This is a genomic window from Burkholderia sp. HI2500, assembly GCF_002223055.1.
Classification (GTDB): domain Bacteria; phylum Pseudomonadota; class Gammaproteobacteria; order Burkholderiales; family Burkholderiaceae; genus Burkholderia.
Map to the genome: position 1 here is coordinate 61,602 of NZ_NKFL01000002.1, position 26,918 is coordinate 88,519.

At 66.0% G+C, this 26,918-nt stretch carries 25 protein-coding genes; 18 read left to right on the top strand and 7 right to left on the bottom strand.

Annotated elements, in window-relative coordinates; translation table 11 throughout:
* The first annotated feature begins 78 nt into the window (after window positions 1–78).
* Window positions 79–609 carry an SET domain-containing protein gene (locus CFB45_RS00375; protein WP_089424134.1) on the top strand — a complete coding sequence of 177 codons (531 nt, stop codon included), beginning with the start codon at window positions 79–81 and terminating at the stop codon, window positions 607–609.
* A gap of 128 nt (window positions 610–737) precedes the next feature.
* Here CFB45_RS00375 and CFB45_RS00380 read toward each other — a convergent pair whose 3' ends face one another.
* On the bottom strand, window positions 738–2,222 hold the full coding sequence (locus CFB45_RS00380; protein WP_089424135.1) for a sensor histidine kinase: 1,485 nt from the start codon (window positions 2,220–2,222) through the stop codon (window positions 738–740).
* A gap of 118 nt (window positions 2,223–2,340) precedes the next feature.
* On the bottom strand, window positions 2,341–3,033 hold the full coding sequence (locus tag CFB45_RS00385; RefSeq protein ID WP_006401494.1) for a response regulator: 693 nt from the start codon (window positions 3,031–3,033) through the stop codon (window positions 2,341–2,343).
* 122 nt (window positions 3,034–3,155) lie between these two features.
* Between CFB45_RS00385 and CFB45_RS00390 the strand changes: the two genes are divergently transcribed.
* On the top strand, window positions 3,156–3,386 hold the full coding sequence (locus CFB45_RS00390; protein ID WP_039351485.1) for a DUF3717 domain-containing protein: 231 nt from the start codon (window positions 3,156–3,158) through the stop codon (window positions 3,384–3,386).
* Between the two features lie 92 nt (window positions 3,387–3,478).
* Here the strand turns inward: CFB45_RS00390 and CFB45_RS00395 are convergent, their stop codons facing one another.
* Window positions 3,479–3,787, bottom strand: coding sequence for a 4a-hydroxytetrahydrobiopterin dehydratase (locus CFB45_RS00395; protein ID WP_089424290.1), 309 nt, complete (start codon window positions 3,785–3,787; stop codon window positions 3,479–3,481).
* A gap of 147 nt (window positions 3,788–3,934) precedes the next feature.
* Window positions 3,935–4,828 carry a phenylalanine 4-monooxygenase gene (gene phhA, locus CFB45_RS00400; protein ID WP_089424291.1) on the bottom strand — a complete coding sequence of 298 codons (894 nt, stop codon included), beginning with the start codon at window positions 4,826–4,828 and terminating at the stop codon, window positions 3,935–3,937.
* A gap of 139 nt (window positions 4,829–4,967) precedes the next feature.
* On the opposite strand from phhA, the gene CFB45_RS00405 reads away from it, so the two are divergent.
* On the top strand, window positions 4,968–5,453 hold the full coding sequence (locus CFB45_RS00405) for an Lrp/AsnC family transcriptional regulator (RefSeq protein ID WP_006408082.1): 486 nt from the start codon (window positions 4,968–4,970) through the stop codon (window positions 5,451–5,453).
* A gap of 66 nt (window positions 5,454–5,519) precedes the next feature.
* Here CFB45_RS00405 and CFB45_RS00410 read toward each other — a convergent pair whose 3' ends face one another.
* The gene (locus CFB45_RS00410) at window positions 5,520–6,053 is read right to left on the bottom strand and encodes a class IV adenylate cyclase (RefSeq protein WP_069246759.1); all 534 of its coding nucleotides are present in this window, start codon (window positions 6,051–6,053) and stop codon (window positions 5,520–5,522) included.
* Between the two features lie 236 nt (window positions 6,054–6,289).
* A complete protein-coding gene (locus CFB45_RS00415; RefSeq protein WP_089424136.1) occupies window positions 6,290–7,189 on the bottom strand; it encodes a LysR family transcriptional regulator in 900 nt (299 codons plus the stop codon).
* A 169-nt stretch (window positions 7,190–7,358) separates the two neighbouring features.
* Here CFB45_RS00415 and CFB45_RS00420 point away from each other — a divergent pair, with 169 nt between their 5' ends.
* From CFB45_RS00420 to CFB45_RS00445, 6 genes are all read left to right on the top strand, one after another.
* Window positions 7,359–9,044: a GMC family oxidoreductase gene (locus CFB45_RS00420; RefSeq protein ID WP_089424137.1), complete on the top strand. Its 1,686-nt coding sequence runs from the start codon at window positions 7,359–7,361 to the stop codon at window positions 9,042–9,044.
* Window positions 9,045–9,513: 469 nt separating this feature from the next.
* Entirely contained in the window at window positions 9,514–10,293 is a 780-nt protein-coding gene (locus CFB45_RS00425) for an ABC transporter ATP-binding protein (RefSeq protein ID WP_021160426.1), read from the top strand.
* Window positions 10,290–11,045 carry an ABC transporter ATP-binding protein gene (locus tag CFB45_RS00430; protein ID WP_089424138.1) on the top strand — a complete coding sequence of 252 codons (756 nt, stop codon included), beginning with the start codon at window positions 10,290–10,292 and terminating at the stop codon, window positions 11,043–11,045. Before CFB45_RS00425 ends, CFB45_RS00430 begins: the two co-directional genes overlap by 4 nt.
* A gap of 77 nt (window positions 11,046–11,122) precedes the next feature.
* Window positions 11,123–12,322 carry an ABC transporter substrate-binding protein gene (locus CFB45_RS00435; RefSeq protein WP_089424139.1) on the top strand — a complete coding sequence of 400 codons (1,200 nt, stop codon included), beginning with the start codon at window positions 11,123–11,125 and terminating at the stop codon, window positions 12,320–12,322.
* Between the two features lie 128 nt (window positions 12,323–12,450).
* Window positions 12,451–13,335: a branched-chain amino acid ABC transporter permease gene (locus CFB45_RS00440; protein WP_089424140.1), complete on the top strand. Its 885-nt coding sequence runs from the start codon at window positions 12,451–12,453 to the stop codon at window positions 13,333–13,335.
* Window positions 13,335–14,309, top strand: a complete 975-nt coding sequence (locus tag CFB45_RS00445) for a branched-chain amino acid ABC transporter permease (RefSeq protein WP_179255027.1) — start codon at window positions 13,335–13,337, stop codon at window positions 14,307–14,309. The genes CFB45_RS00440 and CFB45_RS00445 overlap by 1 nt, the downstream gene beginning before the upstream one ends.
* Window positions 14,310–14,815: 506 nt before the next feature.
* Here CFB45_RS00445 and CFB45_RS00450 read toward each other — a convergent pair.
* On the bottom strand, window positions 14,816–15,100 hold the full coding sequence (locus CFB45_RS00450) for a hypothetical protein (protein WP_089424142.1): 285 nt from the start codon (window positions 15,098–15,100) through the stop codon (window positions 14,816–14,818).
* A gap of 335 nt (window positions 15,101–15,435) precedes the next feature.
* Between CFB45_RS00450 and CFB45_RS00455 the strand changes: the two genes are divergently transcribed.
* The 9 genes from CFB45_RS00455 (at window position 15,436) to CFB45_RS00495 (ending at window position 26,545) form a co-directional block, all read left to right on the top strand.
* Window positions 15,436–16,593, top strand: coding sequence for an ABC transporter substrate-binding protein (locus CFB45_RS00455; protein WP_089424143.1), 1,158 nt, complete (start codon window positions 15,436–15,438; stop codon window positions 16,591–16,593).
* A 207-nt stretch (window positions 16,594–16,800) separates the two neighbouring features.
* Window positions 16,801–17,856, top strand: coding sequence for a branched-chain amino acid ABC transporter permease (locus tag CFB45_RS00460; protein WP_089424144.1), 1,056 nt, complete (start codon window positions 16,801–16,803; stop codon window positions 17,854–17,856).
* Between the two features lie 4 nt (window positions 17,857–17,860).
* Window positions 17,861–19,645: a branched-chain amino acid ABC transporter ATP-binding protein/permease gene (locus CFB45_RS00465; protein ID WP_089424145.1), complete on the top strand. Its 1,785-nt coding sequence runs from the start codon at window positions 17,861–17,863 to the stop codon at window positions 19,643–19,645.
* Window positions 19,645–20,400, top strand: a complete 756-nt coding sequence (locus CFB45_RS00470) for an ABC transporter ATP-binding protein (RefSeq protein WP_089424146.1) — start codon at window positions 19,645–19,647, stop codon at window positions 20,398–20,400. The genes CFB45_RS00465 and CFB45_RS00470 overlap by 1 nt, the downstream gene beginning before the upstream one ends.
* A gap of 589 nt (window positions 20,401–20,989) precedes the next feature.
* Window positions 20,990–22,960, top strand: a complete 1,971-nt coding sequence (gene mnmG, locus CFB45_RS00475) for a tRNA uridine-5-carboxymethylaminomethyl(34) synthesis enzyme MnmG (protein WP_089424147.1) — start codon at window positions 20,990–20,992, stop codon at window positions 22,958–22,960.
* Window positions 22,957–23,643, top strand: a complete 687-nt coding sequence (gene rsmG / locus CFB45_RS00480; RefSeq protein WP_089424148.1) for a 16S rRNA (guanine(527)-N(7))-methyltransferase RsmG — start codon at window positions 22,957–22,959, stop codon at window positions 23,641–23,643. The genes mnmG and rsmG overlap by 4 nt, the downstream gene beginning before the upstream one ends.
* A 56-nt stretch (window positions 23,644–23,699) precedes the next feature.
* Window positions 23,700–24,479: a ParA family protein gene (locus CFB45_RS00485; protein WP_089424149.1), complete on the top strand. Its 780-nt coding sequence runs from the start codon at window positions 23,700–23,702 to the stop codon at window positions 24,477–24,479.
* Window positions 24,480–24,510: 31 nt separating this feature from the next.
* Window positions 24,511–25,404 (top strand): ParB/RepB/Spo0J family partition protein, encoded by an 894-nt coding sequence (locus tag CFB45_RS00490; RefSeq protein ID WP_027788713.1) that lies wholly within the window; start codon window positions 24,511–24,513, stop codon window positions 25,402–25,404.
* A gap of 10 nt (window positions 25,405–25,414) precedes the next feature.
* Entirely contained in the window at window positions 25,415–26,545 is a 1,131-nt protein-coding gene (locus CFB45_RS00495) for an SLC13 family permease (protein ID WP_089424150.1), read from the top strand.
* Window positions 26,546–26,918 lie beyond the last annotated feature (373 nt).

Sequence of the window (26,918 nt, forward strand, 5' to 3'; positions counted from 1 at the left end):
CGCGTTTTCGTTTTGCGCGACGCCAGGCCGTGACCACGGCCGTCTTCCATTCAAGTCGTCTTCACAAGGATTCGTTCGATGAGTTCACGCAGGATCGCGGTGCGCCGCTCGGGAGTACACGGCAAGGGCGTGTTCGCCGTGGCGCCGATCAAGGCCGGCGAGCGCGTAGTGGAATACAAGGGCGAACGAATTTCGTGGAAGGAGGCGCTGCGCCGCCACCCGCACGACCCGAGCGAACCGAACCATACGTTCTACTTCGCACTGGACGAGGGCGGGGTGATCGACGGCAAGATCGACGGCAACAGCGCGCGCTGGATCAATCACTCGTGCGCGCCGAACTGCGAAGCCGAGGAAGTCAAAGGCCGCGTGTACATCCACGCGCTGCGCGACATCGGGCCGGAAGAGGAACTGTTCTACGACTACGGCCTCGTGATCGACGCGAAGCTGACGAAGACGCTCAAGCGCGAGTACGCGTGCCATTGCGGCGCGGCGTCGTGCCGCGGCACGCTGCTCGCGACGTCCGACGAGGGCGGCAAGAAGAAAAAGAAGAAGGACAAGAAGGACGGCAAGTCCGAGTCCCGGTCGAAGGACAAGAAAAGCAAGAAGTGACGCAGGCGGCGGCGCATCGTGCGCTGCCGTTGTTGTTTCAGCGGATGGCTGCGCGCGTCGCGCAGCCGTGTTTTCCGCCTTCCTCATCCGGCGTGCGGCCCGCTCGGCGGCCGCCCGCCGCGAGTCCCTCAGTGCGTCGACGCGGCGGCCGGTGTTTCGCTGGCCGGCTTCTCGGTGTGCGCAACCAGCGGCACCCTCACCACGAAGCGCGAGCCGCCTTCCGATGCATCCTCGTACGAGACGGTGCCGCCGTGCATCGCGATGATGTCGTGCACGATCGCGAGGCCGAGCCCGGCGCCCGTCTCGACACCGTTGCCGCTTTGCGCGTCGCCGCGGAAGAAGCGCTTGAACAGGTCGGCCTGCTGATTGGCGGGCACGCCGGGGCCGTTGTCCTCGACGACGATCTCGGCGGCCGGCTGGCCGTCCTCGAGTGCGCCGCGCGCAACGTTCACCGTGATCCGTGCGCCGTCCGGCCGCGCGAGCGGGACGTACTTCAGCGCATTGTCGAGCAGGTTTGCGATCACCTCGCGCAACAGCACGGGGTTGCCGCGCACGACCAGCTTCTCGTCGTCACCCGGATCGTCGGTGCGCTGGAAGCCGAGGTCGACGTGCGATGCAAGCGCGCGCGGCACCCACTCGGCACCCGTCTCGAACGCCATCGCCGCGAGGTCGACGTCGACGAATCGCGCGGCCTGTTCGCCTGGCTCCGCCCGGGCGAGTGACAGCAACTGGTTGGACAGCCGCACCGCGCGGTCGGCAGCCGCGCGCAGTTCGCGCACCGCGGCGAAGGTCTGGTGCGGGTCGCGCGCGACGGCTGCCTGCTCCGCGTGCAGCTTCACGGCCGTGAGCGGCGTGCGCAACTGGTGCGCGGCATCGGCGATGAACTTGCGCTGCGCGTCGAGCGCGGTCTTCAGGCGGCCGAGCAGCGCGTTCATCGCACTCGTCAGCGGCCGGATTTCCAGCGGCACCTCGGTTTCGTCGACCGGTTCCAGCGACGTGTGGGTCTGCCGGTTCAGCGAATCGGCCAGGTGCGTGAGCGGGCCGAGCTGCTGGTTGACGACGCGCCACACGATGCCCCAGCCCGCGAGCAGCAGCAGCAGCAGCGGCATCATGATCGCGACGAGGAATTCGGCCGCGATCCGGTAGCGGTGCCGCACCGGCTGCGCGACCTCGACGACCATCGGCTTGCCGCCTTCGACGTCGTCGACGCGCACCTGCGCCACCCGCACCGCGCGGTTGTCGTATTCGGCCTCGAACACGTACGCGTGATGCATGCGGCGCACGTTGATCCCCTGCAGCGGCAGCTTCGGATCGCCGGCGAGTTCCTGTTCGCCGTCGCTGATCCGGTAGATCAGTGCTTCGGCGGGATCGGAGAACATCGCCTGCGCGAGCGGCGGCACCGTGAACGGCGCGTCGGGGCCGGCGATCTGGATCTGTTTGGAGATGGCGGTCGCGAGATCGGCGAGCGAGCGGTCGATCACGTGCTGCGTGTATTGCCACGCGAGCCAGTAGGCGATCAGGCCGCTCATCAGCGCGAGCATCGACAGCGGGGCGGCGAGGCGCCGAAGCAGCGAGCGGCGCAGGCTGGTGGTCACAGCCGGATCAGGAGACATTTCGACGGGCAAATGGATAAGCGCCGCTCACGAGGAGCGGCGCGGTCGTGCGCCGGGCGGCGACGCGGAGCAGCGCGCACACGCGGGCGGCACGCGGCCGCCCGGCGTGCGGTGCCGCTCAGACGCTCGCCGTCTGGCGGATTTCCTGCAGCAGGTAGCCGAAGCCGCGCACCGTGACGATTTCGACACGGCACTGCTCGAGTTTCTTGCGCACGCGGTGGACGTAGACTTCGATCGCGGTGTCGCCGAGATCGCCGCCGAAGTGCGTGAGGTGATCCTGCAGCTGGGCCTTGCTGACGACGCGGCCGTGACGCAGCAGCAGCATCTCGAGCACCGCGAATTCACGCGGCGACAGTTCGAGCGGCTTGTCGTCGTTGAAGATGCGACGGTCGACGCCCGACAGGCGGACGCCACCCAGCGACACTTCCGGACGCGGCATGTCGCTGTGCGGGCCGCTGCGGCGCATCACCGCGCGGATGCGCGCTTCGAGCTCGGCCGGCTCGAACGGCTTGAGCATGTAGTCGTCGGCGCCGGAGTTCAGGCCCTGGATCCGGTCGTTCAGCTCGTCGCGTGCGGTCAGCACGATGACGGGCGTGTGGCGGTTGGTCTGGCGGAAGCGCGTGAGCAGCGTCATCCCGTCGATGCCCGGCAGGCCGAGGTCGAGGATCACGAGTTCGTGGCGGTTCTGTGCCAGCGCCTGTTCGGCAAAGATGCCGTCATGCACCATGTCGACGGTGAAGCCAGCCTGCTCGAGGCTGCTCTGGATACCGCGTGCGATGGGGCGGTCGTCTTCGATCAGAAGGAGTCGCATGAAGTTCGCTCAAGTACAATGGGTTGGCGGTTCAGGCACGCGGACAGCACGACGCCGTTTCCACAGGGGCGCCGCAACACCTGACATCAAGCATGGCGGCCAGCGAACGATTAAATCCAAACATGTCCGATATTTCGATCAACGACCTAGAAGCCGCGATCAATTTCTGGCGCGCCCGCTCGCCGTCGAGCGGCGACGAACTCAAACTCTGCGAAGAGGCCAGCGCGCTCTCCAAGCCGTATGCGCTGCTGATTGTACAGCGCGAAAGCGCGCTACAACTGGAAGGATTGGACCCCAAGGCACGGAATGCGTACGAGACTTACGTGCGCCTTAAGGATGGCTTGGAAAGCTGAAGGCTTTCGCTGACTACATCCTAGAAAACGTTCATCGAAATGAAAAGTTGACGCGCCGCGCATCGAAAGACGCGCGGCGGTAGAGGAAGGCCTCAGGCGGCCGGTTGCGCGTGCGCGCCGGCACGGTCGATGAACAGCGCCAGTTCGATGTCGCGATCGGTCAGGCCGTCGGCATCGTGGGTCGACAGCGTGATGTCGACGCGGTTGTACACGTTGAACCATTCCGGATGGTGGTTCATTTCCTGCGCCTTGATCGCGACGCGCGTCATGAAGCCGAATGCTTCGTTGAAATCGGCGAAGCGCAGGCTGCGCTGGATCGCATCGCGGCCCGGTACGGCCGTCCAGAGCGGCAGGCCTTCGAGCCGGGTCTTGCGTTCTTCTGATGTGAGCTTGTGGATCATCTTGCACCTCTCGGTCGGTAACGGCGCCCGCGCGCGGCTGTGCCGCGCGGCGAAGCCGGCATCGGTCATTGTTTCATAGTTGTGCGACGGGCATCCGGGGAAGGCGATCGGGAGGCCGGCAGAGGCTGGTTCCGGCCCCCTCGAGCGTCACGCGTCCGCGTCGTCGGGCCAGCCGTCGCCCGTGCCGCGATGCAGCACGCGATCGGTCTCGAGCACCGCGCCGGCCGCGAACTCGGGCAGTGCCGCCAGCCGGTCAGCCAGCGCACGGCCGTCGACGTCGGCGAGCGCGAACAGCTGCGCGAAATCGTCGATCACGAAGTAGGTCTTCTGGAACGTGTCGATCCGGTACTTCGTGCGCATCACGCGCTCGAGGTCGAAGCCGAGCCGGTTCGGCGCCGCGCTTTCGAGGCTGTACAGGCTTTCGCCCTTGCTCGACACGATCCCGGCGCCATAGATCGACAGCCCGTTCGTGCCGCGCGCATCGCGGATCAGCCCGAATTCCACCGTATACCAGTAGAGCCGCGCGAGGCGCGCCAGCGCCGCTTCATCGTCGGCGACCGCGAGCGCGGTGCGGCCGTACGCCTGCATGTAGTCGGCGAACACCGGGTCGATCAGCAGCGGCACGTGGCCGAACAGGTCGTGAAAGCAGTCGGGTTCCTGCAGGTAGTCGAGCTGGTCGGGACGGCGCATCCACCAGGTGACGGGGAAGCGCCGGTTCGCGAGATGCTCGAAGAACACGCGGTCGGGCACGAGGCCCGGCACCGCGACGATCTGCCAGCCCGTTGCCGGCTTCAACTGTCGGTTCACGTCGGCGAACGACGGCACGCGATCGGCCGGCAGGTCGATTTTCCCGAGCCCCACGACGAATGCGTCGCAGGCGCGCCCGCGCAGCAGCGCCGACTGGCGTGCATAGAGCTGCTTCCACACCGCGTGGTCGACCTGGCCGTAACGCGCGAGCGGCTGGTCGATGGTGAAATCGGCGCGGGTTTCGAGGCCCGCATCGAACTGCTCCTGCAGTTTCGCGGTGACGACGGTCGACATGATCTGGCTCTGCACGTGGCGGTTGGGAACCATGCAAGTGTAGAGCGGGCTGCGCGCGGAATGGGCGCATAGTTGGCGTTGATTCGCTCGATGATGCGATAATCGCGCATCAAATCACGAATCAATGCGGAGAATGCTCATGCTGGAACTCGATCACTTCGATCTCGCGCTGCTGGACGTGCTGCAGCGCTTCGGCCGCGCGACGCATCAGCAGCTCGGCGAGGAGGTGCCGCTGTCGCCGTCGCAGATCGGCCGGCGGCTGCAGCGGCTCGAGGCGGCCGGCGTGATCGAAGGCTACCGCGTGATGTTGCGCCCCGAAAAACTCGGGCTCGGCGTCACCGCGTTCACGAGCCTCAAGCTCAAGCACCACGGCGACTCGATCATCGAGCAGTTCCAGCAGCAGATCGACGTGCTGCCCGAAGTGCTCGAATGCCATGCGGTGGTGGGCGATGCCGACTACCTGCTGCGGATCGTCGCGCCCGACCTGAACGCGCTGTCGCAGTTCGTGATGAAGAAGCTGATGCGCGTGCCGGGTGTCGACAGCGTGCGCTCGAACATCGTGCTGACGACCTTCAAGCGCAACGGCGCGCTACCGCTCGCGCACCTGGCGCCCGGCGCCGCCTGACGCGGCCACCGCGCGGCGGCAAGGGTTAAGGCGGCGCGGGTTGCGCCGCCTCGGGGCAGGGCCGGATCAGGCCGCTTCGTGCGGCGTGTCGGCGTTCAGCAGGTCGACGTACGCGACGGCGACGAGGTCGTCCTGCGACACGCCGAGCTTCGCGAACACGTCGTGCGCTTCGGCTTCGCCGCCGGCTTCGTCGTCATCGGGGCCGAGCACGACTTCCAGCTCGATGAAATCGCCGAGGCCGTCGACGCGGTCGAGGTGGATGCGCGTGCGGCCCGCGAGGTACACGTGCCGTTCCTTCGTCACGATCCCGCGCGTGGTCAGCGCGGTGGCGAGCAGCGCGTGCATCGCGTCGGGGTTCGTCACCGGGCTGCGCGTGTAGTACGACGCCTTCGGGCCGTCGCGGTCGTCGCGCTGGTAGAAGATCAGTTCGGCCGGCGTGCCGTCCTCGAAGCGGCGCAGCTTGAGCCGGCCGCGCGGCACGTCATAGAAGAAATCCTGCTGGCGATAGAACAGCGGCGCTTCGGTCGCGAGCCTGGCCGCCTGTTCGCGCAGCTGGTCGAATTCGCGGGCGCGGGCTTTGATCTCGATGTTGCGGGCCATGCGGGTCTCCTTCAATCGGGGTCTCGCGGTGTGCGAACGCACAATCTAGCAAAAAGCCCGCGAAGGTGGCGTGACGACCGGCGGGACGCGGCGACACGCCGCGGCCGGGAGGCTCGGCCCCCGTGATTTCCCCATTCATGCACGCGTGAGGGCCTGCACGGTCGCCGGCTGCCGACCAGCGATGTGTCGGGTGTTGACGCCCGGTGCGCGGCCAGCCGCAGCGCTATCAGCAGCACTCATATCGCCCACTGCGCTTCGATCAGTCGCAGCGCCGCCGCGATCGCCGGTTCGTCGCGCCGCTCGGCGAGCGTCACGAACGTCAGTTCGGTCGGCACCGTCACGGGCTCGACGATCGTCAGCGCATGCGCGTGCGCTTCGGCCAGCGCGGTCGAGTCGCGCGCGAGGGTCAATCCGATCCCCGATTTGACGAGGTCGAGCATCGATTGCTCCTGGTCGACCTCGGCCACCTTGAGCGGCTGCGCGCCGGCCTCCGCGAAGCGCCGCGACAGCAGCCGGTGGTGCGCGGACGCCGGCGGCGTCCAGATCCACGGCAGCGTGGCAAGCGCGCGCCAGTCGTGTGCGCGCTGCACGCGCTCCTTCCAGCCGGCCGGCGCGAGTACACGGTACTGGAAATGCGTGAGCGTGACGGTGTGGAACAGGGCGCCGTCGAGCGGATCGTCCTCGCCCGGCCGGCCGATGTAGTAGCCGACGTCGAGCGCCTGCGTGCGCACCTGTTCGATCACCCAGCCCGACATCCCGTGCCGCAGCGCCGTCTCGATCTGCGGATGGGTTTCGACGAGCGCGCGCAGGAAGCCGCCGAGCCGCAGGAAGCCCGGGTCGAGGATCGTGCCGATCCGCAGCCGGCCGCGCACCTCGTGCCGCAGCGCAGCGGCGGCACGCTGCACGTCGGCGGCCGCGGCGAGCGCACGTTCCGCATGCGGCAGCAGCGTCTGGCCGTCGCGCGTGAGCGCGAGGCCGCGCGATGTGCGTGTAAACAACGTGACGCCGAGCGTTTCCTGCAGATGCTTGATCTGCAGGCTGACCGCCGGCTGCGTCAGGTGCAGCTGCGCGGCGGCGCGCGTCAGGTTGCCTTCGCGCGCGACCGTCGCGAACGCGCGGAGCAGGGTGAGATCCATCGTCGTGATATGAGCGCAGCTTATAACGCAGTTCAGCATAACTCATTGGATCGGCGGCCGGCGGCCGGAGTACGCTTCATCGGTCGTGGCGCGGGGCCGCAAGCGCGGCTCGCGGCGCACTATGCTGAAAATGACGCGCGGCGTTGCGCCGCGTGACAGGAGACAAACCGTGACTACCCAACGCACGCTAGAAGGCGAATTCGATTACGTGATCGTCGGCGCGGGCACTGCGGGCTGCGTGCTCGCGAACCGCCTGACCGAGGATCCCGACATCCACGTGCTGCTGCTCGAAGCGGGCGGCAAGGACGACTATCACTGGATCCACATCCCGGTCGGCTATCTGTATTGCATCGGCAACCCGCGCACCGACTGGCTGTACAAGACGCAACCCGAAGCCGCGCTCAACGGCCGTGCGCTGTCGTATCCGCGCGGCCGGGTGCTCGGCGGCTGCTCGTCGATCAACGGAATGATCTACATGCGCGGCCAGCGCGAGGATTACGACAGCTGGGCGCAGGAAACCGGCGACGCCGGCTGGTCGTGGGACAGCGTGCTGCCGATCTTCAAGCGCAGCGAGGATCACCATGCGGGCGCGAGCGACGCGCACGGCGCGGGCGGCTACTGGCGTGTCGAGAAGCAGCGGCTGCGCTGGGAAATCCTCGAATCGTTCGCGCAGGCCGCGCAGCAGACAGGCATCCCGGCAACCGACGATTTCAACCGCGGCGACAATGCCGGGGTCGGCTATTTCGAGGTGAACCAGAAGCGCGGCGTGCGCTGGAATACGTCGAAGGCGTTCCTGCGGCCCGCGATGGCGCGCCCGAACCTGACCGTGATCACCGGCGCGCAGGCGCAGCGCGTGATCTTCGACGGGCGGCGCGCGGTCGGCGTCGAATACCACGGCGGCGGCACGGATTACGTCGCGCGGGCGCGTTCGGAGGTGCTGCTGACGTCCGGCGCGGTGAATTCGCCGCAGCTGCTCGAACTGTCGGGTATCGGTGATGGCCGGCGGCTGCAGGCGCTCGGCATCGACGTCGTGCAGGATCTGCCGGGCGTCGGCGAAAACCTGCAGGATCACCTGCAATTGCGGATGGCGTTTCGCGTCGAAGGCGTGCGCACGCTCAACACGCTGTCCGCGCACTGGTGGGGCAAGCTGATGATCGGCGCCGAATATGCGTTGCTGCAGCGCGGGCCGATGTCGATGGCGCCGTCGCAGCTCGGCGCGTTCGCAAAATCCGATCCCGACGATCCCGCGCTCACGCGCCCCGATCTCGAATACCACGTGCAGCCGTTGTCGCTCGAGCGCTTCGGCGAGCCGCTGCACAGCTTCAACGCGTTTACGGCGTCCGTGTGCCATCTGCGGCCGACGTCGCGCGGCAGCGTGCATATCGCGAGCGCCGATCCGGGCGCGGCGCCCGCGATCGCACCGAACTATCTGTCGACCGATCACGATCGCCACGTCGCCGCGAACGCGCTGCGGCTCACGCGCCGGATCGCGTCCGCGCCGGCGCTCGCGCGCTATCGGCCGGCGGAAATCCTGCCGGGCCTGCAGTATCGAAGCGAAGCCGAGCTGATCGAGGCGGCCGGCGCCGTCGGCACGACGATCTTCCATCCGGTCGGCACCTGCCGGATGGGGCGTGCCGACGATGAGCGCGCGGTGGTCGACAGCCGGCTGCGCGTACGTGGCGTCGCCGGGCTGCGAATCGTCGATGCATCGGTGATGCCGTTCATTACGTCGGGCAACACTAATTCGCCGACGCTGATGATCGCCGAGCGCGCGAGCGACATGATTCGTGCCGATCGCCGCGCGGCGCGCGAAGCGACGCCGGTGCGCACGGAGCAGGCGGTGACAGCCGCGTGACGGAACGCTGACACGCACGACGGCGGGCTGTCATGATGACGCCCGCTGATTCGATATGCGAAACAAACTGCTGTTGCAGCAGCGGTGCCGAGGGTGCCGATAGCAGCGAATACCGTCGGTTCGTCCCGCAAGATCCATGCAAGCCGTGCAGCCGCACGGCTTTTTTGTTGCATGCGTGCCGGGCCGTGCGGATGGTCAACGCACGATGATGCACGTGTCAAAAAAACAGCGTGCAAAACCGTGCACAGCCGCGTGCGACAGGGCGGCCAGCCCTATAAGTGCAAATCCCGATGATTGCACTGCACCAACGGCGAGACAATGTGGCGCAGTGTGCATACGCGTCGGCGCGGGAGACCACCCTCGAGGCGTAACACGGCGCCCGGGGCAGCCCGCTCATCCGCTGACCTGTTTCGCGGACGCTTCTCGCGAATCTTCCCGGTGCTTCGCCTGACTTCGTACGGAAGGGAACATGATTCTCGGCGACACGATTCTGGAAACACGCGGACTGACCAAGGAATTCAGGGGTTTCACGGCCGTCAACGGCGTGAACCTGCGTGTGCGTCGCGGTGCGATCCATGCGCTGATCGGACCGAACGGCGCGGGCAAGACCACCTGCTTCAACCTCCTCACCAAATTCCTGACGCCGACGGCCGGCCAGATCGTCTTCAACGGCATCGACATCACCGACGAGCGGCCCGCGCAGGTCGCGCGGCGCGGCATCATCCGCTCGTTCCAGATCTCGGCCGTCTTTCCGCACCTGACCGCGCTGCAGAACGTGCGCATCGGCCTGCAGCGCGCGCTCGGCACCGAATTCCATTTCTGGCGCAGCGAACGCACGCTGAAGCGGCTCGACGACCGCGCGATGGACCTGCTCACGCAGGTCGGCCTCACCGATTTCGCGCAGGTGCCGACCGTCGAGCTCGCGTACGGCCGCAAGCGCGCGCTGGAGATCGCGACCACGCTCGCGATGGAGCCCGAACTGATGCTGCTCGACGAGCCCACGCAGGGGATGGGCCACGAGGACGTCGATCGCGTGACCGCGCTGATCAAGAAGGTCGCGAGCGGGCGCACGATCCTGATGGTCGAGCACAACATGAACGTGATCGCGGGCATCTCCGACACGATCACCGTCCTGCAACGCGGCGAGGTGCTGGCCGAAGGCTCGTATGCGGAAGTGTCGAAGAATCCGCTCGTCATCGAGGCCTACATGGGCAGCGCCGACGCGGCGCTCGCGGGGGCGCACGCATGAAGCACAGCGAACGGGAGGAACGCGAATTGAGCGGCGTCGAAAGCGGTACGCCCGCGCTGGAGATCACGGGCCTGGAGGCCTGGTACGGGGAATCCCACATATTGCACGGTGTCGACCTGACGGTGCATCGCGGTGAAGTCGTCACGCTGCTCGGCCGCAACGGCGCGGGCCGCACGACGACGCTGCGCGCGATCATGGGCCTCACGGGCCGCCGCAGCGGGTCGATCAAGGTCGCGGGCAACGAGACGATCGGCCTCGCGACGCACCGCATCGCGCATTACGGCATCGGCTACTGCCCGGAGGAGCGCGGGATCTTCTCGAGCCTGTCGTGCGAGGAGAACCTGCTGCTGCCGCCGCTGATCGGGCCGCGCGAGCACGCGATGCCGATCGACGAGATCTACGCGATGTTCCCGAACCTCGCGTCGCGCCGGCAGAGCCAGGGCACGCGTCTGTCCGGCGGCGAGCAGCAGATGCTCGCGGTCGCGCGGATCCTGCGCACCGGCGCGAACCTGCTGCTGCTCGACGAGATCTCCGAAGGCCTCGCACCGGTGATCGTGCAGGCGCTCGCGCGGATGATCGTCGCGCTGAAGGCGCGCGGCTACACGATCGTGATGGTCGAACAGAATTTCCGGTTCGCCGCGCCGCTCGCCGACCGGTTCTACGTGATGGAGCACGGCAGCATCGTCGAGCATTTCCAGGCGGCCGAACTGGAAAGCAAGATGCCGACCCTGCACGACCTGCTCGGGGTGTGACGCCGCCCCGTTTCCCTTGCCGCTAGCCGTGGCGGCCCTCGAACAACCACAACGCATCAGAACAACAGGAGACGTCAATGAAAATGAAGACCCTCGCACAGGCCTGTCTCGCACTCGCGACCGCCGCGCTCACCGCCGGCGCCGCACACGCGGCGGATACCGTGAAGATCGGCTTCATCACCGACATGTCGGGGCTTTACGCGGATATCGACGGGCAGGGCGGCCTCGAGGCGATCCGCATGGCAGTGGCCGACTTCGGCGGCAAGGTGCTCGGCAAGCCGATCGAGGTCGTCTATGCCGATCACCAGAACAAGGCCGACATCGCCGCGTCGAAGGCGCGCGAATGGATGGACCGCGGCGGGCTCGACCTGCTGGTCGGCGGCACGAACTCGGCCACCGCGCTGTCGATGAACCAGGTCGCGGCCGAGAAGAAGAAGGTCTACATCAACATCGGCGCGGGCGCCGACACGCTGACCAACGAGCAGTGCACGCCGTACACGGTCCACTACGCGTACGACACGATGGCGCTCGCGAAGGGCACCGGTTCGGCGGTGGTGAAGCAGGGCGGCAAGTCGTGGTTCTTCCTGACGGCCGACTATGCATTCGGCAAGGCGCTCGAGAAGAACACGTCGGACGTCGTGAAGGCGAACGGCGGCCAGGTGCTCGGCGCGGTGCGCCACCCGCTGTCGGCATCGGATTTCTCGTCGTTCCTGCTGCAGGCGCAATCGTCGAAGGCGCAGATCCTCGGCCTCGCGAACGCGGGCGGCGACACGATCAACTCGATCAAGGCCGCGAAGGAATTCGGCATCACGAAGACGATGAAGCTCGCCGCGCTGCTGATGTTCATCGACGACGTGCACAGCCTCGGCCTCGAGACGACGCAGGGCCTGGTGCTGACCGACAGCTGGTACTGGAACCGCGATGCGGCGTCGCGCCAGTGGGCGCAGCGCTACTTCGGCAAGATGAAGAAGATGCCGTCGAGCCTGCAGGCGGCCGATTACTCGTCGGTGACGACCTACCTGAAGGCAGTCCAGGCCGCCGGTACGACCGACTCCGACAAGGTGATGGCCGAGCTGAAGAAGATCAAGATCAACGACTTCTACGCAAAGGGCTATATCCGCACGGACGGCAGCATGATCCACGACATGTACCTGATGGAAGTGAAGAAGCCGGCGGAATCGAAGGAGCCGTGGGATTACTACAAGGTGCTCGCGACGATTCCGGGCGAGCAGGCGTTCGGGACCAAGCAGGAAACGCGCTGCGCGTTGTGGAAGTAGGCAGGACGTAGCGGCGCGCGCGGGCGCGCCGCTCGGTGGCGGCCGCAGCGATGTGCCCGCTGCGCCGCCCGCGCACGCGTTGCATGAAGGTTGCGCGCGCAACGAAACTCATTCTGACGGCTAAGTCGATGGAAATCTTTGGCATTCCGTTGCCGGCGATGCTGAGCCAGTTGCTGCTCGGGCTCGTCAACGGCTCGTTCTATGCGATCCTGAGCCTCGGGCTCGCGGTGATCTTCGGGCTGCTCAACGTGATCAACTTCGCGCACGGCGCGCTGTTCATGCTGGGCGCGATGCTCGCGTGGATGGGCCTGTCGTATTTCGGGCTGCCGTACTGGGCGATGCTCGTGATCGCGCCGCTGCTGGTCGGTGCGTTCGGGATCCTGATCGAGCGCTCGATGCTGCGCTGGCTGTACAAGCTCGATCACCTGTACGGGCTGCTGCTCACGTTCGGGCTCACGCTGGTCGTCGAAGGCGTGTTCCGGTCGATCTACGGCTCGTCCGGCCAGCCGTACGACGTGCCGTCGCAGCTGTCCGGCGCCACCAACCTCGGCTTCATGTTCCTGCCGAACTACCGCGCGTGGGTGGTGGTCGCGTCGCTCGCGGTATGTCTCGCGACGTGGTTCGTGATCGAGAAGACGCGCCTCGGCGCGTACCTGCGGGCGGGCACCGAGAACCCGAAGCTCGTCGAGGCATTCGGCGTGAACGTGCCGATGATGATCACGCTCACCTACGGTTTCGGCGTCGCGCTCGCCGCGTTCGCGGGCGTGCTGGCCGCGCCGGTGATCCAGGTGTCGCCGCTGATGGGCCAGCCGATGATCATCACCGTGTTCGCGGTGGTCGTGATCGGCGGGATGGGCTCGATCCTCGGCTCGATCGTCACGGGCCTGCTGCTCGGCGTGATCGAGGGCTTCACGCGCGTGTTCTACCCCGAAGCGTCGGCCACGGTCGTGTTCGTGATCATGGCGATCGTGCTGCTGTTCCGCCCGGCGGGCCTCTTCGGCAAGGAAAAATGATGCAGAGAAAAGTGCTCTACGGCGTGCTGCTCGCCGCACTGCTCGCCGCGCCGTTCATCGGCGCGTATCCGGTGTTCGTGATGAAGGTGCTCACGTTCGCGCTGTTCGCGGCCGCGTTCAACCTGCTGATCGGCTATACGGGGCTGCTGTCGTTCGGCCATGCGATGTTCCTCGCGACCGCCGGCTATGCGACCGGTTATTCGATGCAGACGCTCGGTTTCACGCCGGAGCTCGGCGTGCTGGTCGGCACCGTTGCCGCGACGCTGCTCGGGCTCGTCGTCGGGCTGTTCGCGATCCGGCGGCATGGGATCTACTTCGCGATGATCACGCTCGCGTTCGCGCAGATGGTCTACTTCATCTACCTGCAGGCGCCGTTCACGCACGGCGAGGACGGGCTGCAGGGCGTGCCGCGCGGCCGCCTGTTCGGGCTGCTCGACCTGTCGAACGACGTCGCGCTGTACTACGTCGTGCTGGCCGTGGTGGTCGCCGCGTGCGCGTTCATCGTGCGGGTCGTGCATTCGCCGTTCGGCCAGGTGCTCGTCGCGATCAAGGAGAACGAAGCGCGCGCGATCTCGCTCGGCTACGACACCGACCGCTTCAAGCTGCTCGCGTTCATCCTGTCGGCGGGCATCGCGGGGCTGGCCGGCTCGCTGAAGGTGCTCGTGCTCGGCTTCGAGACGCTGTCGGACGCCTACTGGACGATGTCGGGCCTCGTCGTGCTGATGACGCTCGTCGGCGGGATGGGCACGCTGTTCGGGCCGCTGCTGGGCGCGGCGCTGATCGTCGCGCTGGAAGACCGGCTCGGCGACATCGGCGAATGGCTCGCGTCGACGACGGGCGTCGGGTGGTTCCATTCGCTCGGCGAATCGGCGACGATCGTCACCGGACTGATCTTCATCGCATGCGTGCTCGCGTTCCGGCGCGGCATCGTCGGTGAAATGGTCGCGCGGATCAAGCCGCTCAGGGCGTCCTGAATGCGTGCGGCGCGCGTCCCCGGGCGTTGATGCGAAGCACCATCCGGCATGCTCCGGAAGGGCGCAGGAGCGGGCTCGGGCCGGCGCCGTGCGGCAGACTAGTGCCCCATTTTCGTGCGGCGATGCACCATAGGGGTAAATGCTAAGTTGTCGTGGTGCTTAAGCCTCTTTAAGATTCACCCTAGTTCTGATGCACCGCGAAACGAATTTGCAGGTGGAGAACGAGGAGACAATCGAGGCACAAAGTGCCCGGACCCCAAAGCGCTGTTGGACGGAATCCAACAGCGCTTTTTCATTTGCGTGCACGGATTTGCGCTGTTGGTGCAGCGGCCTGCGCGGTGGCCGTATTCCGCGCTTGCGTTCGCACCGCGCTTCTTCCGCGCTTCGCCGCGTCCCCCCGTTTTCCAGATTCCCGTTTTCCCACGATTCGTTCGCCAACGATGCGCAGCCGTGCGCCGGCCGTTCGGGCTAACCCGGTTGGCGTGCGCAAAACGCGTCCGTTACACTCAGCTTTCGCCGACCGCGCGGTCGGGAAAATCGGTCGGCAGTTCTCCTACAAGCAGAATGCAGAAGAGGGAGTACGGTTGGATGAGCAGCGCAGGACGATGGATCGGGGCAGAAAGGGCGGCGGGTGCCGTTCGTTCGTCGTGGGGTTGGGCTGCTGTCGCCGCGGCCTTCCCGAGCCGTTCTGCGGCCTGTAGGCGCGTTCCGGCTTCATCGCCGGTCGTTGCGTGCGCATCCGTGTCGATATTCGCATCCGCATTCGCATGAGCGGCCGGTTTCCCGATCATGCGCCGCGCGCGGGCCTGGCCGCATCAGGCCGGATCGACGTGCCTTTCGTTGATCGTTGTGCATGCATCGATTGCGCGCACGATTCCGCCTTTCTCCGCTTTCTTCATCCAGACGACACCGCCGCTGCGCATCGTGACGGTCGAACGACCGTTTCGACCGCCGGCCGGTGCGTCCGCGCGTGGTGCCGTCCGGGTGCCGTTGAAGATGGGCTGTTTCACGGGAAAACGAGCGTAGACGCGGTATGGCGAGATAGTTAATTTATTAACTTGTTTGGGGACCGGGAGCCGCCCGAGCGACCCGAGGCTTTTTCGAGCAGCGTTTGGAGACAACGTAAATGAAGATGAATCGATGGATGGAGGCCGCGCTCGCCGCGGGCCTCGTGTGCGCGGCGGCAACGGCGTCGGCGCAGGTGAAGATCGGCGTGACGCTGTCGGCCACCGGGCCGGCCGCGTCGCTCGGGATTCCGGAAAAGAACACGATCGCGCTGCTGCCGAAGGAAATCGCCGGCAAGAGCGTGCAGTACATCGTGCTCGACGACGCATCCGACACGAGCCGCGCGGTGCAGAACGTGCGCAAGCTGATCGATGAAGATCACGTCGACGCGATCATCGGCTCGTCGGTCACGCCGAACTCGCTGGCAATGCTCGACCCCGTGTCGCAGGGCAAGACGCCGACGATCTCGCTCGCGGCGAGCGCCCAGATCATTTCGCCGATGGACGCGAAACGCGCATGGATGTTCAAGGTGCCGCAGAACGACCAGCTGATGGCCGACGCGATCGCCGGCTACATGGCGAAGCACGGCGTGAAGACGGTCGGCTTCATCGGTTTCGCCGATGCGTACGGCGACAGCTGGTACAAGACGTTCGATGCGGCGGCCGCGAAGAACGGGCTGAAGGTGGTATCGAACGAGCGCTACAACCGCACCGACGCGTCGGTGATGGGGCAGGTGCTGAAGCTGATGGGCTCGAATCCGGATGCGGTGCTGATCGCCGGCTCGGGCACGCCGGCGGCGCTGCCGGCGAAGACGCTGAAGGAGCGCGGCTACAAGGGCAAGGTGTACCAGACACACGGCGTCGCGAACAACGACTTCCTGCGCGTGTGCGGCAAGGATTGCGAAGGCGAGATCCTGCCCGCCGGCCCGGTGCTCGTGACCGACCAGCTGCCCGATTCGAACCCGGTGAAGAAGCCGGCGCTCGGCTACAAGGCCGCGTACGAGAAGGCGTACGGCGCGGGCTCGCTCGCGACGTTCGGCGGCCATGCGTGGGATGCCGGGCTGCTGCTGCAGCGTGCGATTCCGGAAGCGCTGAAGAAGGGCCAGCCGGGCACCGAGGCGTTCCGCGAGGCGCTGCGCGCGTCGATCGAGAACGTGAAGGACCTGCCGGTGTCGCACGGCGTGATCAACATGACGGCGACCGACCACAACGGCTTCGACACGCGTGCGCGTGTGATGGTGCAGATCGTCGACGGCAAGTGGAAGCTGCAGGCCGAGTAAGCATCACGTGAAACCGGCGTGCGCGGCGCGAATGGCGCCGTGCATGCCGTCGGCAGGGCGCCGGGCCCGACGGGCCGCGACCATGCCCATGTCGTGTGGAACCGCAGGGGCTCGCTGCATGGCGCCTGACGTGTCGATCTTGCGGCTCGTGCGCCCCGGCCGTTCCTGTCTTTCGTTTCACCGCAGCATTCTCGATACACGAAACGTATGGATCTCTCGATTGCAGCGATCCTCGCGCAAGACGGCATCACGACCGGCGCCATATATGCATTGCTGTCGCTGGCGCTCGTACTGGTGTTTTCCGTCACGCGGGTGATCTTCATTCCCCAGGGCGAATTCGTCGCCTACGGTGCGCTGACGCTTGCCGCGTTGCAGGCGCAGAAATTCCCCGCCACCTGCTGGCTGCTGTTCGTGATGGGCATCGCGTGCTTCCTGCTCGAAGTCGGCGGCCTGATCCGGCATCGCGAACGGCGCCATCAGCTCGGCCGCACGCTCGCGACACTCGGCAGCCGCTACATCCTGCTGCCGCTCGCCGTGTTCGCGATCACACGCAGCTTCGCCGTGCAGCCGCTGCCGATGCTCGCGCAGATCGCACTGACGCTCGCGATCGTCGTGCCGATGGGGCCGTTCGTCTACCGGCTCGTCTACCAGCCGATCGCGGAAGGCACGACGCTGCTGCTGCTGATCGTGTCGGTCGCCGTCCACTTCGCGATGGTCGGCCTGGGGCTCGTGATGTTCGGCGCGGAAGGCTCGCGCACCAACGGCTTCTCGGATGCGTCGCTGTCGATCGGCAGCATGACCGTGTCGGTGCAGAGCATCCTGGTCGTCGTGACGGCGCTCGTGCTGATCGGCGCGCTCTACGTGTACTTCGGCCGCACGATCGCCGGCAAGGCGCTGCGCGCGACGTCGGTGAACCGGCTCGGCGCGCGGCTCGTCGGCATCGGCACGACCGAGGCCGGGCGGCTCGCGTTCACGTTCGCGGCGGGGCTCGGCGTGCTGTCCGGGATCCTCGTCGGCCCGCTGACGACGATCTACTACGACTCTGGCTTCCTGATCGGCCTGAAGGGTTTCGTCGGCGCGATCATCGGCGGGCTCGTCAGCTATCCGCTCGCGGCCGCCGGCTCGCTGCTCGTCGGCGTGCTCGAATCGTATTCGTCGTTCTGGGCGAGCGCGTACAAGGAGGTGATCGTGTTCACGCTGATCATTCCGGTGCTGCTGTGGCGGAGCTTCGCCACGCCGCACGCGGAAGAGGAAGAGGAGTGACACGATGAAGACGATGGTACGCAACAAGACCTTCTGGGTGTTTCTCGTGGTGCTGTTCGCGCTGCCGGTGCTGCCCGGCGCGCTGCAGGTGCCGGAATACTGGATCACGCTGCTGAACTACATCGGCCTCTACGCGATCGTCGCGATCGGGCTCGTGCTGCTCACGGGCGTCGGCGGGATGACGAGCTTCGGGCAGGCCGCGTTCGTCGGCATCGGCGCGTATGCGACCGCGCTCCTGACGACGCGCTACGGCGTGTCACCGTGGCTTGCACTGATCGTCGGTGTCGTGCTGACGGCGCTCGTCGCGCTCGTGCTTGGCGCGGTCACGATGCGGCTGTCCGGCCACTTCCTGCCGCTCGGCACGATCGCGTGGGGCCTCGCGCTGTTCTACCTGTTCGGCAATCTCGAACTGCTCGGCAAGTACGACGGGATCAACGGGATTCCGGCGCTGAACCTGTTCGGCATCACGCTCGACAGCGGCCGCAGCCTGTATTTCCTGATCTGGGCCGTCGTGCTGGCGGCGATCGTGTCGGTGCAGAACCTGCTGAACAGCCGCCCGGGTCGCGCGATCCGTGCGCTGCGCGGCGGCGGCGTGATGGCCGAGGCGATGGGCGTGAACACCGCGTGGATGCGCGTCGTGATCTTCGTCTATGCGGCCGTGCTCGCGGCCATCTCGGGCTTCCTGTACGCACACCTGCAGCGTGCGGTGAACCCGACACCGTTCGGGCTGAACCACGGGATCGAGTTCCTGTTCATGGCCGTGGTCGGCGGCGTGTCGCACGTGTGGGGCGCCGTGCTCGGCGCGGCGATCCTGACCGTGCTGCAGGACTACCTGCAGACGCTGTTGCCGAAGCTGCTCGGTTCGGAAGGCAACTTCGAGATCATCGTGTTCGGCGTGCTGATGGTGCTGCTGCTGCAGTACGCCCGCCAGGGCGTATGGCCGTTCGTCGCCAGGCTGTTCCCGCGCGGGCCGCGTGCGCATGTACCCGAGCACGCCGACCCGTTGCCGCAACGCGCGAAGCCCGCGGCCGGCGAGCCGCTGCTCGTCGTCGACAACGCGCGCAAGCAGTTCGGCGGCCTCGTGGCCGTCAACGACGTCAGCTTCGACGTGAAAGCGGGGCAGATCATCGGGCTGATCGGCCCGAACGGCGCCGGCAAGTCGACCACGTTCAACCTCGTGACGGGCGTGCTGAAGCCGACGGGCGGCACGATCACGTTCCGTGGCGAGCGCATCGACGGGCTCACATCGCGCCAGATCGTCCGCCGCGGCATCGGCCGGACGTTCCAGCACGTGAAGCTGTTGCCGGCGATGACGGTGCTCGAGAACGTTGCGATCGGTGCGCACCTGCGCGGCCATACGGGCGTGTGGCGCAGCGTCGTGCGGCTCAATGCCCACGAGGAAGCGCAGTTGCTGGCCGAGGCTGCACAGCAGATCCGCCGCGTCGGGCTCGAAAAGCACATGTACGACGAAGCGGGCAGCCTCGCGCTGGGCCAGCAACGGATTCTCGAAATCGCGCGGGCGCTGTGCTGCGACCCGACGCTGCTGCTGCTCGACGAGCCGGCCGCCGGGCTGCGTTACCAGGAGAAGCAGCAACTCGCCGACCTGCTGCGGCGGCTGAAGGCGGAAGGCATGAGCGTGTTGCTCGTGGAACACGACATGGATTTCGTGATGAATCTCACCGACCGGCTGGTGGTGATGGAATTCGGCACGCGGATCGCGGAAGGGCTGCCGCAAGACGTGCAGCAGGATCCGGCGGTGCTCGAAGCGTATCTGGGCGGGGTGGAGTGATGACGGACACGACGATGCCGATTCTCGACGTGCGCGGGCTGGCGGTCCGGTACGGGAAGGTGGAGGCGCTGCACGGCGCGGCGATCAAGGTTGGTGCGGGACAGATCGTCAGCGTGATTGGGCCGAACGGGGCCGGCAAATCGACGCTGCTGAACGCGATCATGGGCGCGCTGCCGGTGACCGGGCATGCGTCGGGCGCGGTCGTGTATCGCGGTCACGATGTCGGTGCATTGCCGGTCGAGCAGCGCGTCGCACGCGGGATGTGCCTCGTGCCGGAAAAGCGCGAGCTGTTCAGCACGATGACGGTTGAGGACAACCTCGTGCTGGGCGCGTATCGACGCAAGCTGGCGGGTGAAGCGAACTTCCTCGACCAGCTCGATCACGTGTTCGCGCTGTTTCCGCGTTTGAAGGAGCGGCGCAGGCAGGCGGCCGGCACGCTGTCCGGCGGCGAGCGGCAGATGCTCGCGGTTGGCCGCGCGCTGATGGGCAAGCCCGACCTGCTGATGCTCGACGAGCCGAGCCTCGGGCTGGCGCCGCTGATCGTGAAGGAGATCTTTCATATCATCAGCGCGTTGCGCGGGACGGGCGTGGCGACGCTGCTGATCGAGCAGAATGCGCGGGCTGCGCTGCAGATCTCGGACTACGGCTACGTGCTGGAGACGGGCGAGTTTGCGCTGGAAGGGCCGGCGGCGGAACTCGCGCAGAATCCACGTGTGATCGAAACCTACCTCGGGTTAGCGAAGAAAACGGCTTGATCGGAGGCGCGGTGGGTGGGGAACGGGCGGCGTGTTTCACGTGAAACACGCCGCTTTTGTTTTTGGGTGGAGGTCTGACTCCCATGCATCGGCGGTTAACAGCCAGGGGATAAGTACCGGAGGAACAATCAAAAGCTCTGTGCAGTGGCGGTGGGGGAGGTATCTCAAGCGCAAATGGCGATCCGGTTTGTCGATCGGAGTTGGCTGCCACTCGTTCCACAGAATGATGATGTGCCGGGTCACAGGGGATAAGTGTCGAGCGTACCGACGGAAATTCTGTGAGGAAGGGGGCACAGGGTGTTCCGCCTAGGTATTGGGCGGGACACAGGCCTCGAACGGGTTATATGTTCCACGTGAAATTTCTCGACCCATTGATCCCTGCACAGGCGTAACGATGTGCGGCGGGCGGGCCGGATTATTCGCAGGCGTAGGCGCGGAACCACAGATTCATCGGTCCAACGCCGAAAAATCGTCGAAATGCACAGACCCTACCATTCGGACGGCATTCGGGTGAAAAGCGAACCCGCTATAATTCGCCCCATACATTTCTCTGATAGGTTCGTGCGCAGCCCTGCGTGCGGAATCCACCATGCTTTTTCCCACAGAATTTGACGTCATCGTCGTCGGTGGCGGTCATGCCGGCACCGAAGCCGCGCTGGCGTCCGCCCGCATGGGCGCAAAGACACTGCTGCTGACCCACAACATCGAAACGCTTGGGCAGATGAGCTGCAATCCGTCGATCGGCGGCATTGGCAAGGGCCATCTGGTCAAGGAAGTCGATGCGCTGGGCGGCGCAATGGCAGCCGCGACGGACGAGAGTGGTATCCAGTTCCGGATCCTCAATTCGTCGAAAGGGCCGGCCGTGCGCGCGACGCGTGCGCAGGCCGACCGTATCCTGTACAAGGCCGCGATCCGCCATCGGCTCGAGAACCAGCCGAACCTCTGGCTGTTCCAGCAGGCCGTCGACGACCTGATGGTCGAAGGCGACCGTGTGGTGGGTGCCGTCACACAGATCGGCATCCGCTTCCGCGCTCGCGCGGTCGTGCTGACCGCCGGGACGTTCCTTGACGGCAAGATCCACGTCGGCCTGAACAACTACACGGGCGGCCGCGCGGGCGATCCGGCGGCCGTGTCGCTGTCGTCGCGCCTGAAGGAGCTGAAGCTGCCGCAGGGCCGCCTGAAGACCGGTACGCCGCCGCGTATCGATGGCCGCTCGATCGATTTCTCGCAGCTGACCGAGCAGCCGGGCGATCTCGATCCGATTCCCGTCTTCTCGTTCCTGGGCCGCGCGGAGCAGCATCCGCAGCAACTGCCGTGCTGGGTCACGCACACGAACGAGCGCACGCACGACATCATTCGTGGCGGTCTCGACCGTTCGCCTATGTATACAGGCGTGATCGAGGGCGTCGGGCCGCGCTATTGCCCGTCGATCGAGGACAAGATTCACCGGTTCGCGTCGAAGGAATCGCACCAGATCTTCCTGGAGCCGGAAGGGCTGACGACCAACGAGTTCTACCCGAACGGGATCTCGACGAGCCTGCCGTTCGATGTCCAGCTCGAGCTCGTGCATTCGATGCGCGGCCTCGAGAACGCGCATATCCTGCGCCCCGGCTACGCGATCGAGTACGACTACTTCGATCCGCGTGCGCTGAAGGCGTCGCTCGAGACGAAGGCGATCAACGGGCTGTTCTTTGCGGGCCAGATCAACGGGACGACCGGCTATGAAGAAGCGGCCGCGCAGGGCCTGCTGGCCGGCCTCAATGCGGGCCGCTACGTGCAGGAGAAGGATGCGTGGTGCCCGCGCCGTGACCAGGCCTACCTTGGCGTGCTGGTAGACGATCTCGTGACGCGCGGCGTGGCCGAGCCGTACCGGATGTTCACGAGCCGCGCCGAGTATCGCCTGAGCCTGCGTGAAGACAATGCCGACATGCGTCTGACGGAGATCGGCCGCGAACTGGGCCTCGTCGACGACGCGCGCTGGGACGCATTCAGCCGGAAGCGCGACGCTGTTTCACGTGAAACCGAACGCCTGAAGTCGACGTGGGTCACGCCGAAGACGTTGCCGGCGGAAGAGGCGACCGCGCTCCTCGGCAAGGCGATCGACCACGAATACAGCCTCGCCGAGCTGCTGCGCCGCCCGGGTATCAGCTACGACGGGGTGTGTGGACTGAAGGGCGGCGAGTGCGGCCCCGCAGAGCCGCTGGCCGACGATCCGGTGATGCTCGAGCAGATCAAGGAGCAGGTCGAGATCGGCATCAAGTATCAGGGCTATATCGAGCGCCAGGCCTCCGAGATCGAACGCAACGACGCAAACGAGAATACGCGCCTGCCGGACGGTATCGATTACCGCGAAGTCCGCGGCCTGTCGTTCGAGGTGAGCCAGAAGCTCAACGAGTTCCGGCCGGAGACGATCGGGCAGGCATCGCGCATCTCGGGTGTCACGCCGGCAGCGATCTCGCTGCTGATGGTGCACCTGAAGCGCCGCGGCCTCGGGCGCCGTAATGGCAGTGCCGCAGAGGCAACGGAGCAGGGGGACGGCGCCGTCCCGACGCAACAATGACGGCGCGTCGCGCGCCGGCGGTTAATCGGGACGTACTGGAGCAGATGCTCGTCGAAGGCACGACGGCGCTCGACCTCACCCTGACGGATGCGCAACTCAACCAGCTGCTCGACTACGTCGCGCTGCTCGGCAAGTGGAACGCGGTCTACAACCTGACCGCGATCCGCGACCCGAAGCAGATGCTGATCCAGCACATCCTCGATTCGCTTTCCATCGTCCCGCATCTGCGCGGCCGTGCATCGGCCCGCGTGCTCGACGTCGGTTCGGGCGGCGGGTTGCCCGGTATCGTGCTGGCGATCGTCGAGCCGGATTGGCAGGTCACGCTGAACGATATCGTGCAGAAGAAGTCTGCCTTCCAGACTCAGATGCGCGCGGAGCTGAAGCTCGCGAACCTGTCGGTGGTCACCGGTCGGGTCGAATCGCTGCAGCCGGGTGTTGAAGTGCCGGAAAAATTCGACATGATCGTATCCCGCGCTTTCGCGGATCTGTCCGACTTCGTTAAACTTGCTCGACATCTGGTCGCGCCGGGCGGATCGATCTGGGCGATGAAGGGCGTCCATCCGGACGACGAGATTGCGCGATTGCCGGAAGGCAGCCGCGTGAAGCAGACGATACGGCTGGCGGTGCCGATGCTCGATGCCGAACGGCATCTGATCGAAGTGGCCGTCGACGAAGCGAATTGAAGGGCAGGCGCGCAGTAGCGCGCCGTTTGTTTGAAGGTAAAGGGAACACACCAACGATGGCAAAGATCTTCTGCGTTGCGAACCAGAAGGGGGGCGTCGGCAAGACGACGACATCGGTCAATCTCGCCGCAAGCCTTGCAGCGCAGGAGCAACGAGTCCTGCTGATCGATCTCGACCCGCAGGGTAACGCGACGATGGGCAGCGGGATCGACAAGGCTGCTTGCGAAGCGACCGTGTACGAGGTGCTGGTCGACGGCGTGTCGGTGACCGATGCGCGCATCCGTCCGGACGGCGTCACCTACGACGTGCTGCCCGCGAATCGCGAGCTGTCCGGTGCCGAGATCGAACTGATCAGCATCGACAACCGCGAGCGCCGGCTGAAGGCTGCGCTCGAGCGCGTGTCCGACGACTACGACTTCGTGCTGATCGACTGTCCGCCGACGCTGTCGCTGCTGACGCTGAACGGGCTGTGCGCGGCGCACGGCGTCGTGATTCCGATGCAGTGCGAGTACTTCGCACTGGAAGGGTTGTCGGACCTCGTCAACACGATCAAGCAGGTTCACGCGAACATGAACCGCGACCTGAAGATCATCGGCTTGCTGCGCGTGATGTTCGATCCGCGCATCACGCTGCAGCAGCAAGTCTCCGATCAACTGAAAGCGCACTTCGGCGACAAGGTGTTCGACGCGGTGATTCCGCGTAACGTGCGCCTGGCGGAAGCGCCGAGTTACGGGTTGCCGGGCGTCGTGTTCGACCGCAGCTCGCGCGGTGCGCAAGCGTATCTCCAGTTCGGTGCCGAAATGATCGACCGCGTTCGCGCGTTCGAGGTGTCGTGATCCGGACATGAGCGAAGCGAGGAAGAAAGACATGAACGCGGTACCAAAGAAGAAGGGCTTGGGACGTGGCCTCGAAGCGCTGCTCGGCGGCAGTGCCGATATCACCGAAGCGGTGAAGATCGAAGGGGCACCGAACACGCTCGCGCTCGGCAAGCTGCAGGCCGGCAAGTACCAGCCGCGTACGCGGATGGACGAAGGCAGCCTGCAGGAGCTCGCGGCAAGCATCCGCGCGCAGGGCGTGATGCAGCCGATCCTGGTACGGCCTATTTCATCAGACAAATACGAGATCATCGCGGGTGAGCGCCGTTTCCGTGCGGCGCGCCTGGCGGGCCTCGATGAAGTGCCGGTGCTCGTGAAGGACGTATCGGATCAGGCCGCCGCGGCGATGGCGCTGATCGAGAACATCCAGCGCGAGGATCTGAACCCGCTTGAAGAAGCGCACGGCATCCAGCGCCTGCTCGATGAGTTCGGTTTCACGCACGAACAGGCGGCCGAATCGGTCGGCCGTTCGCGCAGCGCGGTATCGAACCTGCTGCGCCTGCTGAACCTGGCTTCGCCGGTGCAGACGATGCTGCTGGCCGGTGATCTCGACATGGGGCATGCGCGCGCGCTGCTCGCCGTCGATGCGGCCACGCAGATCACGCTTGCCCATCAGGTCGTCAACAAGCGCATGTCGGTGCGCGAGACCGAAAAGCTCGTCACGCACACGACGAAGGAAGCGCCGGCGGTGAAGGCGCGCGCGAAGGACGACGGCGGTCGCGATACGCGCCGTCTCGAGGAGGAGTTGTCCGACCTGCTCGCGTCGACGGTGAAGATCAAGCTTGGCCGCCGCGGGCGAGGGCAGGTGACGATCGACTTCGGCAACCTCGACGCGCTCGAAGGCATTCTCGTGCGACTGCGCGGCAACGTCGCAACCGAAGAGTAAAGGGCGGCGCATGGCGGAGACGGACGCACCGGCGCCGCGCCGGTGGTTGGGGTGGCTTGCGCAGGAGCCCGTGCTATCGGTGCTCGTGCTTGGGCTGATCGTGCTGCAATGGGTGCGTCCGCAACCATTTTCGGTGTTGGCCGATCGCGTCGACTGGCAGACGGTCGCGACGCTCGCGGGCCTGCTGATGCTGACCAAGGCGCTCGAGTTGTCCGGCTGCCTGATGTGGCTCGCACACCGCATCGTGCATCACGTGCACTCCGAACGCGGGCTCGCGATGCTGCTCGTCGGGTTCGCCGCGTTGCTGTCGATGTGGCTCACCAACGACGTCGCGCTGTTCGTCGTCGTGCCGCTGATGGTATCGCTGCGTGCGCTGACGCCACTGCCGTTCCGGCGGCTCGTGATCGTCGTCGCGCTGGCCGTCAACGCAGGGTCCGTCGCGACGCCGCTCGGCAATCCCCAGAATCTTTTCCTGTGGCAATTGAGCGGCGTGTCGTTCGGCCGCTTCGTGGTCACGCTCGGGCCGCTCGCGATCGCGCTGATGGCGCTGCTGCTCGTGCTGACCGCGTGCGCGTTTCGTGCGAAACCGCTCGACCTGTCCGGCGACGTCGTCGCCATTCCCGTACAACGCCTGCACGCGCTGATCGCCGCAGTGCTGTTCGCGGCCTTCGTGCTGCTCGCTGATGCGCACCATCCGCTGCCGGGCCTGCTTGCCGTCGCGATCGTGCTGCTCGTCGCCAAACGTGACGCAGTCCTGAAGATCGACTGGCTGTTGCTGCTGATCTTCGTGCTGATGTTCGTCGTGCTGCGCAGCGCGGCTGCGCTGCCCGTCATCCATGACACGATTGCGCATGCGAATCTCGATTCACCGCTGCGCATCTTTGCGGCCGGTGCCGTGCTGTCACAGGGCATCAGCAACGTGCCGGCCGCGATCCTGCTGTCCGAGTTCACGCATGATTGGCGCGCGCTCGCGTTCGGCGTATCGGTCGGCGGATTCGGTTTCGCGATCGGCTCGCTTGCGAACCTGATCGCGGTGCGTCTCGCGAAGGAGCCGCGCATGTGGCTGCCGTTCCACCTGGTCTCGATTCCGTTCGCGCTCGCCAGCGCGGCACTCGGTGCGTGGCTGCTCGTTCATGGTTGAACGATGTGGTGCGTGTGGTACAGGCGTGCCATTCGGGCGGCGGGGAGGGTGCACAGCATTCGCGCTGGTGCGGGGTTGTTGATAAGTGCCGCAATCCACAGTCGATCGACTGTGGTGGCATGACAACTGATTGGATAATTCGTTGCGTCAGCATCAGTCCGGATTTCGCGCCTCCGGCGCGGCCGGGTGATCACAGTGTTTCGTCTGTTCGGGGTTTCGTGCTGAGCTCGGGCCCGGAGCCGCGTCACAGCGCGGGCTCCAGGTGGTGATCGTGCCGCCCCGACGGCACCCGCGCCGGGCATCGTTTCCTCGCCATTTCCTCGTCGCCGGATTTTTTCGAGCAAGAAATACCGGTGCAAAAAAGCGACCTTAC